Genomic DNA, 17,504 nt, shown 5'->3' with positions numbered 1-17,504 from the left:
TCGCTCACGCAATCGGCGCCGGCTTGGCGGTAAAGATGCGTACGCCGAATACCGGGCCGACGCGGCTGCGATCGTGTGGAACGAACTTCACAAGCACCTCGGCCTTGCCCTTCGTCACAGCTTCCGGGATCGGATACTCGACGTCGAAGAAGCTGCCCGGCTTGTCGTGGTCGAGGACCTGACTGCCGATCTTGACGCCGTCGACGAGGATGTCGAACGAGACCCTGCGCTCATCGCCCCAATAGCTCGCCTGAAGGATCAACGGACCCGGCTTCACCTTCATCTTGAAGGAGAAGAAGCCGCCCGAACGCGCGTCGCGGCCCTGAAGGGCACGATAGGTGACCGGATAGGAGATTTCGGAAGCGAGATCGTGATCGCGCTCCGGCTGCATTTCACCCAAATGCATGACATCGACCGACCGCGCCGCGATATCCCGCGCACGCGCCTGCTCGGCCAGAAATGCCGCTTGCTCGGCGGCCCAGCCGGCATCGCTGAAACGCTTGAAATAGACCGCGCTGCGCCGCCGATACTGGCTGTAGAAGGGCACGAAGGTCAGATCGGCCGGGCGCGCGATCCCCTTTGCCTGATAGATGGAGCGGCCCGGATCGACAGGAACGAAGGCAGTGAGCAGATCTTCGCCCACCATGGCCGGCGCGACTCCGTCATAGCCTTCGACATCGCGCCCCGATTTTCCGGCCGGCACCGCGCCGAGATCCGCCGCGAGCACCATCGGTCCGCGCAGGAATGCGATCGTGTCGGGATCGCCGGGCGTCGATTCTATGCGGAGGTCCAGCGGCACATCGATCGTCACGACGTCGCCCGGCTGCCAGCGCCGCTCGACGATCGCGTAGCCGTCCGCGAATATTGGTGCAGCCGGCTTGCCGTTCACCGCGATCGTCGCCCTTCCCTTCGCCCAGCCAGGCACCCGCAGCGCAATCCGGAAGCGGCCGGGCCGGGCGAGCCTGTCGAGGGTCAACCGGCTCTCCGTCCCATAGGGGTAACGGGTGTCGAGGCTCAGGGCGGCGCCGCGCGCCTTCCACTCGGCAGTTGCGGGGATGTAGAGATTGACGAGCAGTGCCCCCTCGCCTTCCCAGAAGATCGCCTCGCCGTGCTTGGCATGGCTTTCCATGCCGCTGCCGACGCAGCACCAGAAGGAATCCTCGTCGGGCGAGGAATAGCCGCGGGGAATGCCGGTCATCAGCGGGGTCATGTAGGTGAAGCCCCCGGTTGCCGGATCCTGGGCCGACATCACGTGATTGAGATGCGCCCGTTCGTAATAGTCGAACAACGCGCCGTTCGGCTGCCAGCTGTAGAGTTGCCGGGTGAGCTTGAGCATGTTGTAGGTGTTGCAATGCTCGCAGGTCTGCTCGGTGATGTGATTGGCGACCGTATCCGGTTCGAAGAAATATTCGCGATCGGCATTGCCGCCGATCACATAGGAATGATGGCCGGTAACCCGGGTCCAGAAGAAGCGTGCGGCCGTGCCGTAGGCCGGCTTGCCGGTGAGCTCGTGCAGCCGTGCTAGCCCGATCAGCTTGGGCACTTGGGTATTGGCGTGGAAGTTGGCGAGCTTGTCCTGCTCGGCGGCGAGCGGATCGAGCACCTTGCGGTCGTACAGGCGTTCGGCAACCGCAAGCCAGCGTTTGTCCCCGGTGCGCGCATGGAGTTCGGCGAAGCTCTCGGTGAGCCCGCCATATTCGCAGGCGAGCATTTCCTGCATCTGGGCGTCGTTCAGGGCCGCGAACACCCGCTCGAAATAATCCCCGAGGCGGGTCAGTACGGCGAGCGCCTGCTGATTGCCCCACCCGGCGTGAACATCGAGCAGGCCCGCGCACAATTTGTGCACCGTATAAAGCGGTGCCCAGGATCCGTTGAGATCGAACCCGCCGGAGCGGATTTCGCCGCGCATGATTTCCGGGAAGATCTCCTCGCCGTCGACCACGCTGCCGTCTTTGCGCTTGCGCTGAAGCCCCCCGACATACCCGTCCCGCCGCTTCGCCTGCACCTCGGCGAGCTCACGCACGATATAGTCGGCACGCCGGCGGCAATCCTCACATCCGGTCTGGGCGTTGGTCAGCACCAGGGCGGTCAGATAGTGACCAAGGGTATGACCGGCGATCGTGTCGCTTTCCCATCCGCCGTAGATCGGCGCTTTCGGCTCCAGCGCGGCAAATTTGCGGAAGTTGTGCAGGAACCGATCGGGATCGAGGCTCAGCAGATATTTGCGATTGACCTCCACTGCGGTCGCATAGTGCGAAGGCTTCAGGCGCACCGCGGAAAGCGGCAGCGGCTTCGCCGTGCGGGGCAGCGCCGACGCCGCCGCCCATGCCCCGGATGATCTCGGCAGAAAGGCGATGGCTGCGCCGCTCATGAGAAGCGTCCGGCGGCTGGTTACGAACATGGCCTCACCTCAACATTAAGATACGGTATACGATTATGACGAAGGTGACTCGGCGTCAACAGCTACCGCACCGCCGAGCTAAAATATTATACGATATAATTTATGTTGACGGGGGTGGCGGCTCTTCGTCTAGATTGATGCGCAGCGAACGGCGGGCCGCAGCGCGCCATCCAGGGAGTAAGGTCATGATCGCGTCCCGCTGGTTTTCGACGGCAGCCCTGATCGTCTCGGTCGCTGCCGTTCCCGCGATCGGCTCGATATCGTTCGCGGCGCCGCCGCGAGCGGCGAAGCCGGCTGCCGCCGGCGACGCGATCCGCCGTGTGGGACCGTTTCAAGTCGCCTTTCGCCGCGATACCGGCACCCTCGCCCGTCTCTCCCCCGCCACCGAACCGGCCTTCGATTTCGTCCCGTCCGGCCGCGCTGCGGAGCGCAGCGCCGACGGCTATGTCCATCTCGGCGATCTTCACCTGCGCGTCCGCACCGGCAAGGGCGACTGGCGCGATTTCTCGTCGGCTTATCGTCGCCGCACCGTCCGGGCGCTCGGCACCGCAGGCGCCACGTTGTCGGCTTCGGACATCACCGCGTCTATGGGCGAGGGAATCCCGCTTTCCGTCGAGCGGCACTGGGTCGACGACAACGGCGTTTTCGCCCTCCGCTTCACCCTCACCAATCGCGGATCCGCGCCGGTCGAGGTCGGCGGCCTCGGCATGCCGATGGTGTTCGACAACATCATCACCGATCGCTCCCTGGAGCAGGCGCACGCCGGCGCCGTGTTCGTCGATCCCTATGTCGGTGCCGACGCCGGCTATCTTCAGGTCACGCGCCTCAACGGCAAGGGCCCTGCTTTGCTGGTCGTCCCCGAGAAAGGCACGCCGCTCGAAGCCTATTCGCCGATCGTGACGGCCAAGGAGGCACCGGATTCGGTGCTCTCCGACCGTTCGCCGCGTGCCCAGACGGCGGAGGGTTTTTACGACTGGCTGGTGGCGAGCAAGGGATTTGCCGAGCGCGAATGGAAAGCGGCCGGCGAGCAATGGAATCCCCCGACCGCCTTCACCTTGGCCCCGGGCGAGAGCCGCACGATCGGCATCCGCTTCCTCGAGGCGCCGGCAATCCGCGCGATCGAGCAGATTCTGGCCGATCATGGACGTCCAGTCGCCGTCGGCCTTCCCGGCTATGTCGTTCCCACCGATCAGCCCGCCTTGCTGTTCCTCAAGAGCCGCAGCCCGGTGCACCGGATCGAAAGCCACCCCGCCGGAGCGCTCACCGCCACCGTCTCGGGCAGTGTCAACGGATGGCAGCGTTATGCCGTCAGCAGCAAGGGCTGGGGCCGCGCCCGTCTCTCCATAATCTATGCGGACGGCAGTGTCGGGACGATCCATTATTTCGTCACCAAGCCGCTCGAGCAGCTTCATGCCGATCTCGGCCGTTTCTCGACCACCCGGCAATGGACCGACGACGCGCGCGATCCATTCGGCCGCGCGCCCGCCATCCTCACCTACGATCGCGAGGCCAACGAGATCGTCACCCAGGATCATCGCGTCTGGATCGCCGGGATGAGCGACGAAGGCGGCGGCGGCAGTTGGCTTGCCGCGATCATGAAGCAGCTCGACAATCCCGACGCGGGCGAAGTCGCCAAGCTCGAGCGCCTGATCGACGAGACGATCGTCGGCAAGCTCCAGGTCGCCGATGGCCCGCATGCAGGCGGCGTCAGGAAGAGCCTGTTCTACTATGATCCAATCAAATTCCCCGACGCTTATGACAAGGACCGCGACTGGACCACCTGGGCGTCGTGGAAGAAGGCGCAGGCGGACGATCTCGGCCGCTCCTACAATTATCCGCACGTCGCCGCCGGCCATTGGGTGCTGTACCGACTGGCCCGCAATCATCAGGGGCTGGTCCGGCGGCACGACTGGCGCTGGTATCTCGAACGCGCTTTCCAGACCAGCGTCGCGATGATGCGCGATGCGCCGCATTATGCCCAATTCGGCCAGATGGAAGGCGACATCTTCGTGGACATCCTCAAGGATCTGAAGCGCGAGAACCTGGCCAAAGAAGCCGCTGAAATGGAGCGGCTGATGCGCGGCCGCGCCGAACATTGGCGGACGCTCGCCTATCCGTTCGGCAGCGAGATGGCGTGGGATTCCACGGGCCAGGCCGAAGTCTACGCGTGGATGCGCTTCTTCGGCTGGCAGAAGCAGGCCGACACCACCCGCGAGGTGATCCTCGGCTATGATCCGACGGTTCCCCATTGGGGTTATAACGGCAACGCCCGGCGCTATTGGGATTTTCTATACGCCGGCAAATTTCCCCGGATCGAGCGGCAGATCCATCATTATGGCTCGACCCTCAACGCCATACCCCTGTTTGACGCTTACCGCGCCGATCCGTCCGATTTCCATCTGCTGCGGGTGGCCTATGGCGGCCTGATGGGCGGTATCACCAACGTCGATCGGGAGGGTTTCTCGTCGGCAGGCTTCCACTCCTGGCCGGATCGGATGGCATGGGATCCGTATAGCGGCGATTACGGCATGGGCTATTTCGGCCATGTCTATGCGGCCGCGACCTATCTGGTCGATCATCCTGCCTTCGGCTGGCTCGGCTTCGGCGGCACCGCCGTCGAGCAGAACGGGACGGTTCGGATCGCACCGAAAGACGGCGCGCGGAGCCGCCTGTTCGTCGCGCCGGCCGGCGCCTGGCTGACGCTCGAGGCCGGCAAGATCTCGTCCGCGACCTATGCGCCCGCAACCGGCACGATCGAGTTGGTTCTCGATCCCGCAACCGCGACCACGCCGTTGGCCCGGCTGCGCATCGAAACAACGACGAAAGACGGCCGAAGATATCGCCCCGATCGCGGCACCGAGGAGCGCGAGGCATATTCGATCGGGCTCACGGCAGCGCCGACGCGCCTTGTTCTCACGCCGCGCTGATTCCGGTCGAAGGAGCGCGACCCCGCGATTTGAGGACAAGGATCGGATGATCGAAGATGCACCGAGCGGTCGACGGAGGCGCCGTTTGGCTGCTGCGCGTGGATCGCTAAGGCGGCTGTCGCGAGCAAGGCGGACAGGGCGATGGTAGGGGGCGGGAGATCATGCGCCTGTCGGCTACCGTGGGTGGGATATCGGAATAGCCCCGCACGCCGCGCGTGCGGGGCCTTGGTCGATCAGAAGGCGGCGGACAGGCCGGCGAACAAGCTGCGGCCGGCAATGTCGTAGACACCGGGATAAGTGTTGCCGTTGCCGAACGCGCTGAGCAGCCCCTGGGCAATGACCGGCGGATCCTTGTCGAACAGATTATTGACGCCGAAGCGGAAGGCGATGCCCTCCTTCACTTCCACGGAGGCCGCCAGATCGAAGTAATTGTAGGCCTTGATCTTGCTGTTGATGATGTAGGACGGCCCGGTCAGGAAGGGATCGTCGGTGTTGTTGGTGAGCTTGGTCCCGCCGATGTAGCGCCAGTTGAGCGACACCGACCCGATCCGATTGGCGTCGGAAACGGTGATCCGCGCCTGATGCCGCCATTCCGGCGTCGGCTGGCCACAGGTCGGTCCGAACAGGCCCTTGCAGTCATAGGCGCCGAGACCGGGCAGCGGCTCGTTCAGCAATTCGTTGAGCCAGGTGCCGACGAAGGCGACATCGACCGCAACCTTGTCGGCAATGCGAGTCGACCAGTTCGCGCCGATGTCGATGCCCGACGTCTTCAGCGAGCCGGTATTCTGTGTCGTCGATTCCACATATCCAGCCTCGCCGAACAGCACGCCTGAGCGCGGGTCACGGGTGAACAACCCGCAGAAGAAGGGATCTCCTGTCGCAAAGCACTGGCTGATGATCAGCGAGGCCGGAACCGAGCTGATATAGTCCTTCACCTTGATGTTGAAATAGTCGACGGAGAGGTTGAAGCGCGGCAGGAATTGCGGCGTCAGCACGATACCGGCCGTATAGGTGTCGGCTTCCTCTGGGCGCAGACTGGGATTGCCGCCGCCCTGGGCGCTGCAGACTTCGCTCGGACATTCGAAGATGTGGCCGTATTGCGCGGTGGTGACGCCGGTCAGCTGGCATTGGCCGAGCGTCGCGGTCGGATTGGGGCCCGAGCAGGGATCCTGGGCGGAAACATTGCCGATCTGCTGGGGCGCGAACAGTTCCGAGATGTTGGGTGCCCGGATTGCGCGATTGTAGCTCGCGCGGAAGCGAATGTCCTTGACCGGCGCGTATTCGCCCTCGATCTTGTAGGTCGAGATCTTCTTTTCCATCGAGCTGTAGTTGGACAGGCGATAGCCGCCGGTCAGCGCGAGCGCTTCCAAGAACGGCCTGCCCGATGCGATCGGCAACCGCACTTCGGTGAAGAATTCCGTGACGTTGAACTTGCCCTGCGATTCCTGCGTGCCCTTCCGCTGGGCGAGTGCGTCCGCCTCGAACTTCAAGCTCTCGCGGCGATGCTCGACACCAAGGACCACGCCGATCCCTTCGTCGGACCATGGGCTCTTGATCCCGTACGACGTCAGATCGGCAGTGACCGTGCCGCTGATCACCGTCTCCTTGTCGAGACCGCGGGTGAAAGTCGGCGCGTAGATGTAATCGAAAGCCTCGTCGCTGATGCCGTTGTAGCGGAACACGTCGAGCGGCACGCAATCGGGGTCGGTGCCGTCGATCACCGAGGTACAGGTCGCCACGCCGTTGACGTTGACCACCTGAAGACCACGATTGGCAGCCTGCGGATCGATGTCGTTCTGGTAGTTCTCATTGAAGAGTACGGACGAAAACAGCCCGTTCACGTCATATCGGATGCCTTCCGCAATCTCGCCGCGAACACCGCCGGTGACTCTGAAATCGGTATGGCGCAGATCGTCACGCCTTGGCTTCGCGTTGCCGGCGACCGGACGATAGCCGATGAACAGATCCTGTGTCGCCGAGGTGCCGTAGCCAGCACCGCACAGGCTCTGTCCCTGCTCCTGGCTGAGGAATGGATTGTTGCAGTTGATCGTATAGGTCGTGCCCTGGAAAAGCGCGGACGGCGCCACCTGCGAATAGGTGTTGTCGTCCATGTACATGAAGCTGCCGTAGACTTCCGCAGCCGGCGTCACTTCGTAATGCGCGAAGGCGCCGGCGGTGTAGCGCTTGTCAGAGCGCTGGAAGTAGTTGAGCGGCGACGTGTTGTAGCGGAAGCTGCTGTCGTAGGGCACCCAGGTGCGGTTGCCGTCACGGGTGTTGTTGAAGCGCAGCCCGGCGCTCGGGCCGGTCAGCGGCTGGAACAGGCCGAACGGGTTGTTGCTCGATCCGCCGCAGGTCAGGGTCGAATTGCCCGTCCCTGCCGGATCGAAGGCGCAGGCGGAAACGTCCCGGTGGGCCTGAACGATGGGCTGGATGTCGCGATAGCCGAAATAGGCCGTCACGTTGCCGCGATTGTCCGCGAAGTTCGCGCCTAGCGCCAGCGTCGCCTCGAACTTCTGGCCGTCGACAGGCGACGAAAGCGCATTTGAATAGCCGTTCGCACTCACGATATCGCGGGCGAAGTCGTTATTGTTGTGGTGTGCCGAGAAGCCGTATTGGACGTCGAGCCGGGCGCCGTTGAGATCGTCCAGCATGATGAAGTTCACCACGCCCGAAACCGCGTCCGAGCCGTAGACCGCAGAGGCGCCCCCGGTCACCACGTCGATCCGCTTCACCAGCGCCGCGGGGATGAGGTTCACGTCCGTCGCCTGGATCGGCAGCAGCCGCTGACCATTGACGAGGATCAGGTTCCGGTTGCTGCCGAGATTGCGCAGATTGATGCGCGCGGTGCCGTCGGAGCCGTTGGAGACATTCTCGTTCGCATCCGGCGTGACCTGCGGCAGGCGGTTGAGCACATTCTCGATATTGGTCGCGCCCTGCAGCCGGATCTCACCCGCGTCGACCGCGGTGATCGGGCTGTTGCTGGTCATGCCTGGGCGCTGAATGCGCGTCCCCGTGACGACGATATCTTCCCCGGGGCCGGTTGCGTTTCCAGTCGGCTCCGCCCTGGCCCTTGCGAGATCGCCTGCCGGCTCGGCGTTCGTCGTGTCGATCGTCTGCGCCTGCACGCCCGCGGCACAGACGGTGAAGGCGATTGCTGCACAGGATCCCTGCAGCACGCGAATGCGGTTGCGACGAAACGTCATGTGCTTCCCCTTTGTGACTCTTCGTGTCGGGGCACATGGATCATGAATGACTATCGTATGTCAAATATATTATACGATATCCGCTGTACATAACGTGGCGTTTCTGATCGCTTCCTCTCCGCTAACGAACCGATCGGCACGGATGTGAAAACTTCTCGAAGGCGTGCCGAGGCGGTCCAGCGAAGTTCGGGCGGACCGCAGCTTCAATCGACACCGGTGTCAAAGAAGCTGGACTTCTGCGAACCCTGTTTCTAATTTCTTGTGCCAGAACAGAAATTTAGGAGAGGACAGGATGGTCCGGTCATTCGGCAGGCGGGGGTTCGCATCGGCTATCGCGACCATAGCCCTGGTCTTCTCGCCGACGCCTTCCACGCGCGCGGCGCCGGCAACAGCGAAACCGTCGAGCATCCCGGCACGCACCTGCGACGTCACCCGTTACGGTGCCAAGGGCACCCGGGTCTTCCTCGATACCGAGGCTTTCCAGCGCGCGATCGATGATTGCGCGCGCAAGGGCGGCGGCACCGTGCTCGTGCCCCGGGGAGAATATCTGATCGGGCCGATCTTCCTCAAATCGAATATAGACCTTCACCTCGCGCAATGGTCGGAACTGGTCGGCATCACCGACGAAGCGCCGTACAAGGTCACGGATGTGACCAAGGCCTACGTCACCAACGCCGACTGGATCGCGCTGATCAACATCGCCGATGCGCAGAACGTTTCAATCACCGGTGGGGGACGGATCGATGGCCAGGGCCAGAGCTGGTGGGATCGGTGGCGGGCGCAGGCGCGTAAAAACATGAAGGGTGGCGGCACGAACCGCCCTCGCCTCGTCCACGCGGCGCGCAGCCGCAACCTCAATTTCGACGGGGTCGGCCTCTACAACAGCCCGAGCTTCCACCTGGTCGTGAAGGACAGCGAGGATATTCGCGTGAATGGCATGAGGTTCGTTGCCCTTGCCCACTCACCCAACACAGACGCGATCGATCCGATCGACGTCCGCAACATGACAATCACGAACAATGTCTTCGACGTCGGCGACGATGTGGTTGCGATCAAATCCATGAAGAGAAACCCGGCGCGACCGGACGCGGCTGTCGAGAACATCGTCATCCGCGGCAACAAGGGCTTCGCCGGTCGCGGCATCTGCATCGGCAGCGAGACGATCGGCGGCGTCAGGAACGTGCTGGTCGAGGACAATGACCTCACCGGATCGATGTACGGCATCCGCATCAAGACTCCGCCTGGACGGGGTGGGCTCGTCCAGGACATCGTGTTCCGCAACAACAGGATGACCGACGTCGAAACCCCGATGGTCTTCTCCGGCTATTATGAAGGGGCCGGCTATGACGAGACGGCCGTCGCCGCCCAGCTCGCTGCCAAGGGCGGCTTCGTGCTCGGCCACCAAATCTATCCGGCCGACACCGATGCGCAGCAGCCCTACCAAGCGGGCTCCACACCTTGGATCCGCAACGTCCGTGTCGAGGGGCTCCGCGCGGTCGGTGCCGACCGCGCCGGAATCGTCGTCGGAGTACCCGAGCGTCCGATCGAAGGCCTCGTGTTCAAGGACGTGCGCGTCGAGTCCAGGCGCGGGCTGCTGATCCGCAACGCAGAGGTCGACGCACGGGGCCTGCGGGTGCGGGCGACCGGTGGGAAGGCGCTGATCGAGGAAAACGGCGCGACCGGCCGCCGGTAATGCCGGCATCACCCACCGCGTTGGTCCCGCCCCCTGCCCTGCCCGTCATCCGCGCCTGGCTGCAATCCAGTCGTCGATCTTGCTGTCGAGCACGGTCAGCGGCAGCGCCCCGGTGCCGAGCACCTGCTCGTGAAATTGGCGAAGGTCGAACTTCGACCCGAGCGCCTTTTCGGCCCGCGCGCGCAGTTCGAGGATCTTGAGCTGGCCGAGCTTGTAGGCGAGTGCCTGGCCGGGAATGGCGATGTAGCGCTCGACCTCGGCGGTGGCGTCGGTTTTGCCCATTGAGCTGTTGTCGAGCATGTACTTGATCGCCTGATCGCGGGTCCAGCGCTTGGCATGAATGCCGCTGTCTACGACGAGGCGCATCGCGCGCAGCATCTCGTCGTTGAGGCCTCCGAACCGCTGATAGGGATCGGTCTCCATGCCGAGCTCGTCCCACAGGGTCTCGGCATAGAGCGCCCAGCCCTCGACATAGGCGGTGTTGCCGCCGAAGCGCATGAAATTGGGCAGTGCTTCATTCTCCTGCGCAAGGCTGATCTGGAAGTGATGGCCCGGCGCGCCCTCGTGGAGGTAGAGCGTCTCCATTCCCCATGTCTTGCGCGAGGGAAGATCGTAGCTGTTATAGTAGAAAACCCCGGGGCGGGAGCCGTCGGGCGTGCCGCTATTGTAGCTGCCGCCGGCGTCGTTCTTCTCGCGGTAATCCGGCACGGGCCGGATCTCGAGCGGGGCTTTGGGCAGCGTTGCGAAAAGGGTCCCGACCCGCGCATCGACGCGCTTGCCGATCGCGTAATAGCCATCGCGGAGCGCTTCCTTCGAAGCAGGCTCGAAGCGTTTGTCGGTGCGCAGATATTCAAAGAACCTCGCGAGCGTTCCCTTGAAGCCGACCTGGTTCTTGACCGTCTCCATCTCGCCCTGGATTCGCGCGACTTCGCGCAGGCCGAGAGTGTGGACGTCGTCGGCCGAGAGCGGCAGGGTCGTATTCTGCTCGATCAGAAAATTGTAAAGTTGCGCGCCGCCTTTCATGTCAGCGAGGCCGACCCCGTCCCGGGCAACGGGCAGATATTCGTTCTTGAGGAAATCGCGAAGCCGGACGTAGGCCGGGCGGATCTCGTCTCGAATCACCGCCGCGGTGTCTGCGCGAAGGCGCTGCTGATCGGCGGCCGGAATATCGTTGGGGAAGGTGCGGACCGGACCGTAGAAGGTGGAGCCTTCCACACCCTGCGCAAGCTGGAGATCGAGCTGGTCGATGACGTTGCGGACGACCAGCTTGGGCTGGACGACGCCGGAGCTCATGCCCTCTCGGAAGCGCCCGATCGCTCGGTCCAGCAGCACCGGATATTGGCGGTGGCGCTTGAGGTTGTCCTCATAATCCTTGACCGTCTTGAACGGTGCCGCGCCCTCGCCCGACGCCAGATCTGGGTAGAAACTGTGAAAGCCCGAGAAATGGTCGATCGGCCGCACTGCGGTGAGCGCCAGGATTTCGGCCGACGCGCTGCGAAGCTGCAGCTCCTGCTGGCGCTTGAACACGTCGTAGGCGATACGGTCGGTCGGCGACAGCGCGGCCCGATCGATCGATGCGAGGGTTTCGAGTTCCTTCCGGGCCGCCTCGCGCTCCGCCGCATAATAAGCGTCGGTGATATAGTCGCCGAGCTGATCCGCATACCGCATGTCGCCGCGGAACAGGGCGTTGATCGGGTTGCGGCGGAGATTGTCCTCGTCGCTTTGCTTGAACAGGGCGTGGAGCTGCTCGGCGGCGCTGGCACGCCCGGACTCCGGAGCCGGGATCAACTCCGGCGCTGCCTCGGTTGCCGCCGCTCCGCCTGCCGCGCCTGATGCCGCGACCGTCGTGCAACCGGAAAGGAGCAGCATGCCGAGCCCCGTCGCAAGCACTGCCGTTTTCGAGATCATGGTCATCTATCCCCTTCGAATAAGGGTCCCGCTAGCGCATCGACGGCGGCGGCGAAATGGGCCATGCACACTGGTGGCGGCCATGATCGTAAAACTTCCGCAACGATCGCGCCGAAGCTAAGCTTGGTCGAGAGGATCTCACTATGCGCATTGTGCCGATCACCACTGCGTACCTGCTGCTTGTCGCATGCGGCAGCGGTGCCCCGACGCCGGATGCATCGAACGAGTCTGCGAAAGTGAGTGCAAACACAGCCGAACGTTCCGCAGAGTCTCCGCCGAAATCCTCGGCCCCACAAACGTCTTCGCGGTGGACGCTTCAGTCCGACCGCGAAGGCGCAACCCTGGCACTGGCGGAGACCGGCGGGAAGGCCGCGGTCCAGCTGTTCTGCCCCGCCGGCGCGAACATGCTCGTCGTGAACATTCCCGCTCTTCGACGGATCGATAGCGAGGAACGCCTGTCCTTCGGCAGCGGCAGCCAGGTCGAGGCGTTCGTCGCCGACACCAAGGTGGATCGGGGCCACGGCGGAATCACCGCGACCGGTGCCTTCCCCCCCGATTTCGAGCGCTTGATCGCAGGTCCGATTTCGGCCGGTTACGGCGCTCAGTCGAGCGGTCCTCATGACGCTCCGCCGAAGGACCTGGTCCGCGAATTCGTCGCAGCCTGCAGCGCCCGTGCTGTCCCACCTGAGCCTCGAACGAACACTGCAGCTGCAGCCTGCCGCAAGCAGGGGGACCAACGTCTGGACGTCCGGCCGATCCGCGCGATCGGCACCGAACCCTTCTGGAACGCGCAGATCGACGGCCGCTGCGTCACCTACAGCCACCCCGAAGATCAGACGGGTACTCGGGTCTGGACGCGCTACAGCAAGGACGACGGCGGCAACGAGACCTGGACGGGCGCGCTCGGCGGCAAGCCGTTCGAGCTGCGTGCCCGCAGTCAGCCGGGCTGCTCCGACGGGATGTCGGACAGGGCCTATCCGATCGCCGTTGAGCTCCGCACCGGCGGCGAATTGCGCAAGGGCTGCGCTGCTCCGTCGTAACTCCGACGAGACGACGCGGCTTGCGCGGTCATCTCGCGAGACTCCAAGCCCCCGGTTCCGCGATCCAGCGGCCATGGGGGGCCGGTTCGAACGCGAGAACCAAATCGTTCTTGCCCCACAGGATCAGCTTCAAGTCCTCGAGCGACCAACGTTCGAGCCGCGCGGGCACGCTCCCTCTTGGGCAGGCGGCCGTCACCGTTCCGGCCGCGCCGCCGTTGCCGGGCGGCGCCTGGCGAAGCGTGATCGTGCACGACCGTTTCCCAGTCTGCATGATCTTCCATGTGCCGGCCCATTCGGCGGGTTGGAGGCGATGGGTATATCCGGCCACTGCAGGCATCAGATAGTGTCGCGGATTGATGAGGTCGGGACTGGTCGGGACGGCCGTCTCGTCTTCGACGAAGGTCATCCTCGCGCGTCCCCTGGCGTCGAGGAGCACCATTCCGTCCGCCAGTCTCCAGCCTGTGACGCCCCGCGAAGCAGGCACGCGTGCGGCACAGGCCGGCTCCGGCTGCGCGCGCCAGCGTTCCGCGCCATCTGGGGTCGCGGTCAGCACGATCGAGCAGGCCGGTGACCCGTCGGCAGGGATGATCTGCCACCTGCCTGCCGTCTCACGGATCATCTCGTCGCCGACCTGCGCCTCAGCGCCGCTGGTGGCCAGCAGAAGAGCGACGAAGACACGGGTGCCCCTCACAGCAAGTTCCTAGCGACCGCGATCGCCACCGGCTCCGGATCGACACCCGGCGGCGCGAAATAGTTGATCGTGGCGTAGCGCCGACCGTCGAGGAACAGCTGCAACCCCTTCGTCTCTTCGCTCCACAGAGCGGCGCGGCCGAGCCCCGGCACGTCGCGCGCCGGCGGCATCGACCCGCCGGCCGTGCGCGCCGCCTCAATCGCCGTCGCGGTGGCGTCGTCGCTCGGCGCTTCTCGAGTCAGCAGCATCAGTTTACCGCCATTGGCAAGTTCGAACGTGCACATCGAGAAGCCGGCACTTCCGTTCTTGGGCTCGACGACCGTCGACAAGGTGGCAGCGCGGACTTGCGCCCCCGTGGCCGCTGCCGCATCGGTTTTGCCTAGGGTCGCGCAAGCGTCGAGGGCGTTCCACCCCGCCGGGATCGAGCCACCGCTCCCGCTTTCACCGCCGCTGCCACACGCGCTTACGACGGCCGAAGCCGCCACTGCACCGCTGCACGCGACCGCGAATACGCCGGCTCGGCCTTTCGGGAAAATCATGGTCCTCTCCATGTCGCGGGAGCCAAGGACGCTCCGGACGGCTTGTTTAGCTGCCCTACAGGAGCGGCGCTTGGACAAGCGCGCAAAGCACTTGGACTCCGGCGCAACGTGAGGGCCAACCGCCCGCAACACCAGGGTGGGGTCCAGCCGCGTCCTTGCGCCCCGGTCCATTCGCGCTGCGCTGCCGTCCACGCTCCGAGCAGCGCTACCTGTGTAGCCAAACGCAGCACTCAGGCTCTGAGCCCACCCGTCATCGGACGGAAGGTGTTCACCGCCGCGGTCCACATCATACTTATTCAAGCGTAGGGAAACAGACATGCAGATTATCGACTTTCGCCATCGTGCGTTCGTGCGCGCTCTTGCGACCACGTCGGCGGCAACAATCGGACTGATGATCCTTCCCGCAACCGCCGAGGCGCAGAATGTGCTGTGCCAGGATGCAAACGGCAATCCGGTCGGCACGATCGTCCCCGCGTCGGTCAACAACGTCGTCTGCGGCAATGCCACTGCCGGCGGCAATGGCAATGTCGCGATCGGCGAAGGCGCGAATGCGCAGGGGCAGAACGCTACGCCTGCCGTGTCGGCAGTTGCCGTCGGTGCAGGCGCCGCAGCAACAAGCGGATCGGCAACCGCATTAGGCTCCGAAGCCGAGGCTTCCGGAGTGCTCGCGACGGCCGTCGGGGCATTCGCGAGCGCCTCGGGCGAAAGCAGCGCCGCTTTGGGCACAACAGCGACCGCAAGCGGCGATCAATCCATCGCGGTCGGTCTCGGCTCCCAGGCGACGGCGGACGGTGCCATAGGCGTCGGCTACGCCGCGGTTGCGAGTGGCGGGAACGGCGTTGCGATCGGCTTCAGCGCGATTTCCGGCGGGATCCACACGATCGCAATTGGAGACGGGGCAGGCTCGACCTACGCGGATGCGATCGTGATGGGCTATCAAAGCGGGGCAGACGGCTATGGCGGGATCTCGATCGGTTTCGGAACGATCACCGGCAGTCAGGCGACCGCCGTCGGCTTCGAGGCGCGGGCGGCCGGACAGCGCGCAGCCTCGCTCGGCAATTTCGCCCGCGCAACGGGAGACCTCAGTCTTTCACTTGGCACTGACGCCCAGTCGCAGGGCGTCGCCTCAGTCGCTGTCGGCATGGCAGCGATCGCGAGCGGCGAAAACGCGGTTTCGCTTGGCTTGAACTCGGAGGCGAGTGCGCTTCAGGCCATCGCCCTAGGCAGCTACAGCCGAGCCGCGGCCGAAAGTGCCGCCGCATTCGGCAGATCGGCGACAGCGACTGGAGAAAGCTCGCTGGCGCTGGGCCGGGAATCGATCGCAAACGCGGTGGGCGGAACCTCGATCGGCTTCAGCAGCGGTGTATCCGGCCAAAACGGGCTTGCGATCGGCACCTCGGCGTTCGCCGGAGGCGAGCGCACGATCGCGATCGGCGCAACTGCGAACAGCGCGGCGGATAGGGCGGTTCTGCTCGGTTCCAGCACGTCGGTGACGGGGTTGGGCGGTGTCGCGCTTGGGGCGGAGGCCAGCGCCGGCGTGTCCGGCGTCGCAGTCGGCTATCTCTCCGAGGCCGTGCAGGGCGACGGCGTTGCGGTCGGCACCGGCGCCATCGCGCGCAACGGGCCCTCGTCGGCGCTCGGACGGAGCGCCGAGGCGACCGGCCTCGGCTCGACGGCCGTGGGCGCCTTTGCCGGCGCGTTCACCGATCAATCCACCGCGATCGGAGAAGGCGCCCGGGTCGAAGGGAGCGCCACCAACTCGGTTGCGCTCGGTGTGAACTCCGTTGCCACCCGCGCAGATACGGTGTCCGTGGGTGGGGTCGGCGCCGAGCGGCAGATCGCCAATGTACGTGCCGGCACCAGCGGGACCGACGCGGTCAATCTCGATCAGCTCACGTCCGTGCAGACCACCGCCCAGGCTGCGCAGGCGACTGCCAACACGGCGCTGGCCAATGCGGCGACGGCGCAGACCACGGCGGACAATGCCTTTGCCGCCGCGACCAGTGGCGGCGGCACTGCCGCCCAGGCACTGACCGCCGCCAACGCGGCGCAGGGGACAGCCAACTCCGCGCTCGCAAATGCCGCGACGGCACAGGGGAGTGCCGACACCGCGTTGACGAACGCGGCAGCGGCGCAAGGCACGGCGAACACCGCACTCGCCAACGCGGAAACGGCGCAAGGGAGCGCGAATGCGGCACAAGGCACGGCGAACACGGCGCTTGCGACCGCCAACCAGGCGTCTGCCGATGGCGCTTACTTTCGGAGCAACATGACGGGTCCGGGGCCGCAGGCGAGCGGCACGAACGCGATCGCCGTTGGCGAGAATTCCGTGGCAAGCGGCGGCTCCTCGGTTGCGATCGGAGACGCCGCGCGGGCGATCGGCGGCAAATCGGTCTCGATCGGAGCCGGCAACAGCGCCAGCGGCAACGGCGCGGTCGCGATCGGAGATCCGAACCTCGCCACGGGTCAGGGTGCCGTCGCGCTCGGCAACACCAACAGCGCGACCGGCCAGGGTGCCGTCGCGCTCGGCAACCAGAGCGTCGCCAGCGGCAGTTCCGCTATTGCACTCGGCGACGGGGCCAACGCCGGCGCGGCCGCGAGCGTCGCGATCGGCCAAGGCGCAACCGCCACACGGGCGGGGCAGGTCGCACTCGGTTCGGCGGGCTCCACCTACAGCATGCCCGGCCTCAACACCTCCGCCAGCCGAGCGGCACAGAGCGGTGCAGTGAGCATGGTCACCACCGATCTTGCCGGCAATCTCGGCACATCCAGCATCGATGTCGCCGAGTTGTCGACTCTCGGCAGCCGCACCAGCGCAATCGAAGGGCGCACGGAAGCGCTCGAGCTCGGTCTCAACGACAGCATCCGTCGCGCCAATGGCGGCATCGCCGCAGCGATGGCGCTGGGCGGCACGATGATCCCGCCGGATTCCACGATCGCAGTCTCGTTCAACCTCGCCACGTATCGCGGTCAGCAGGGGTTCTCGGGCGCTGCCGTGGCGAGGGTTAGCAACCATGTCTGGGTGAGCGGCGGATTTGCTGGATCGACCGTCAAGGGTTCGATCGGCGGACGAGTGGGCATGACGTTCGGATGGTGATGCGG

The 17,504-nt window shown here is 65.0% G+C and carries 9 protein-coding genes; 4 read left to right on the top strand and 5 right to left on the bottom strand.

Features of this window, described 5'->3' with window-relative positions; genetic code table 11:
• Window positions 1-4: 4 nt before the first annotated feature.
• Complete coding sequence (locus C7I55_RS12560; protein ID WP_106513861.1) at window positions 5-2,371, bottom strand: glycoside hydrolase family 127 protein; 2,367 nt, start codon at window positions 2,369-2,371, stop codon at window positions 5-7.
• A gap of 215 nt (window positions 2,372-2,586) precedes the next feature.
• On the opposite strand from C7I55_RS12560, the gene C7I55_RS12555 reads away from it, so the two are divergent.
• Window positions 2,587-5,328, top strand: a complete 2,742-nt coding sequence (locus C7I55_RS12555; protein ID WP_106513337.1) for a DUF5695 domain-containing protein — start codon at window positions 2,587-2,589, stop codon at window positions 5,326-5,328.
• A gap of 233 nt (window positions 5,329-5,561) precedes the next feature.
• Here the strand turns inward: C7I55_RS12555 and C7I55_RS12550 are convergent, their stop codons facing one another.
• Window positions 5,562-8,531, bottom strand: a complete 2,970-nt coding sequence (locus C7I55_RS12550; protein WP_106513336.1) for a TonB-dependent receptor domain-containing protein — start codon at window positions 8,529-8,531, stop codon at window positions 5,562-5,564.
• Between the two features lie 292 nt (window positions 8,532-8,823).
• Between C7I55_RS12550 and C7I55_RS12545 the strand changes: the two genes are divergently transcribed.
• Window positions 8,824-10,224, top strand: a complete 1,401-nt coding sequence (locus tag C7I55_RS12545) for a glycoside hydrolase family 28 protein (protein WP_106513335.1) — start codon at window positions 8,824-8,826, stop codon at window positions 10,222-10,224.
• Window positions 10,225-10,269: 45 nt separating this feature from the next.
• On the opposite strand, the gene C7I55_RS12540 is transcribed toward C7I55_RS12545, so the two are convergent.
• Entirely contained in the window at window positions 10,270-12,093 is a 1,824-nt protein-coding gene (locus tag C7I55_RS12540) for a DUF885 domain-containing protein (RefSeq protein WP_106513860.1), read from the bottom strand.
• A gap of 443 nt (window positions 12,094-12,536) precedes the next feature.
• On the opposite strand from C7I55_RS12540, the gene C7I55_RS12535 reads away from it, so the two are divergent.
• Complete coding sequence (locus tag C7I55_RS12535; protein WP_146151010.1) at window positions 12,537-13,172, top strand: COG3650 family protein; 636 nt, start codon at window positions 12,537-12,539, stop codon at window positions 13,170-13,172.
• A gap of 28 nt (window positions 13,173-13,200) precedes the next feature.
• Here the strand turns inward: C7I55_RS12535 and C7I55_RS12530 are convergent, their stop codons facing one another.
• Entirely contained in the window at window positions 13,201-13,863 is a 663-nt protein-coding gene (locus C7I55_RS12530; RefSeq protein ID WP_106513333.1) for an AprI/Inh family metalloprotease inhibitor, read from the bottom strand.
• Entirely contained in the window at window positions 13,860-14,402 is a 543-nt protein-coding gene (locus C7I55_RS12525) for a hypothetical protein (protein ID WP_106513332.1), read from the bottom strand. The genes C7I55_RS12530 and C7I55_RS12525 overlap by 4 nt, the downstream gene beginning before the upstream one ends.
• Window positions 14,403-14,718: 316 nt before the next feature.
• Between C7I55_RS12525 and C7I55_RS12520 the strand changes: the two genes are divergently transcribed.
• Entirely contained in the window at window positions 14,719-17,499 is a 2,781-nt protein-coding gene (locus tag C7I55_RS12520) for a YadA-like family protein (RefSeq protein WP_106513331.1), read from the top strand.
• Window positions 17,500-17,504 lie beyond the last annotated feature (5 nt).

The organism is Allosphingosinicella deserti (genome assembly GCF_003012735.1).
Taxonomy (GTDB): domain Bacteria; phylum Pseudomonadota; class Alphaproteobacteria; order Sphingomonadales; family Sphingomonadaceae; genus Allosphingosinicella; species Allosphingosinicella deserti.
The sequence above is the reverse complement of the archived record's forward strand: the minus strand, read 5'-3'. Positions and strand labels throughout refer to the sequence as shown.

Bases quoted from the DNA above. Each gene is read 5' to 3' on its own strand.
- C7I55_RS12540 (WP_106513860.1), bottom strand. From the start codon at position 12,093: ATGCTGCTCCTTTCCGGTTGCACGACGGTCGCGGCATCAGGCGCGGCA.
- C7I55_RS12550 (WP_106513336.1), bottom strand. From the start codon at position 8,531: ATGACGTTTCGTCGCAACCGCATTCGCGTGCTGCAGGGATCCTGTGCA.
- C7I55_RS12545 (WP_106513335.1), top strand. From the start codon at position 8,824: ATGGTCCGGTCATTCGGCAGGCGGGGGTTCGCATCGGCTATCGCGACC.
- C7I55_RS12520 (WP_106513331.1), top strand. From the start codon at position 14,719: ATGCAGATTATCGACTTTCGCCATCGTGCGTTCGTGCGCGCTCTTGCG.
- C7I55_RS12560 (WP_106513861.1), bottom strand. From the start codon at position 2,371: ATGAGCGGCGCAGCCATCGCCTTTCTGCCGAGATCATCCGGGGCATGG.
- C7I55_RS12555 (WP_106513337.1), top strand. From the start codon at position 2,587: ATGATCGCGTCCCGCTGGTTTTCGACGGCAGCCCTGATCGTCTCGGTC.
- C7I55_RS12525 (WP_106513332.1), bottom strand. From the start codon at position 14,402: ATGATTTTCCCGAAAGGCCGAGCCGGCGTATTCGCGGTCGCGTGCAGC.
- C7I55_RS12535 (WP_146151010.1), top strand. From the start codon at position 12,537: ATGCTCGTCGTGAACATTCCCGCTCTTCGACGGATCGATAGCGAGGAA.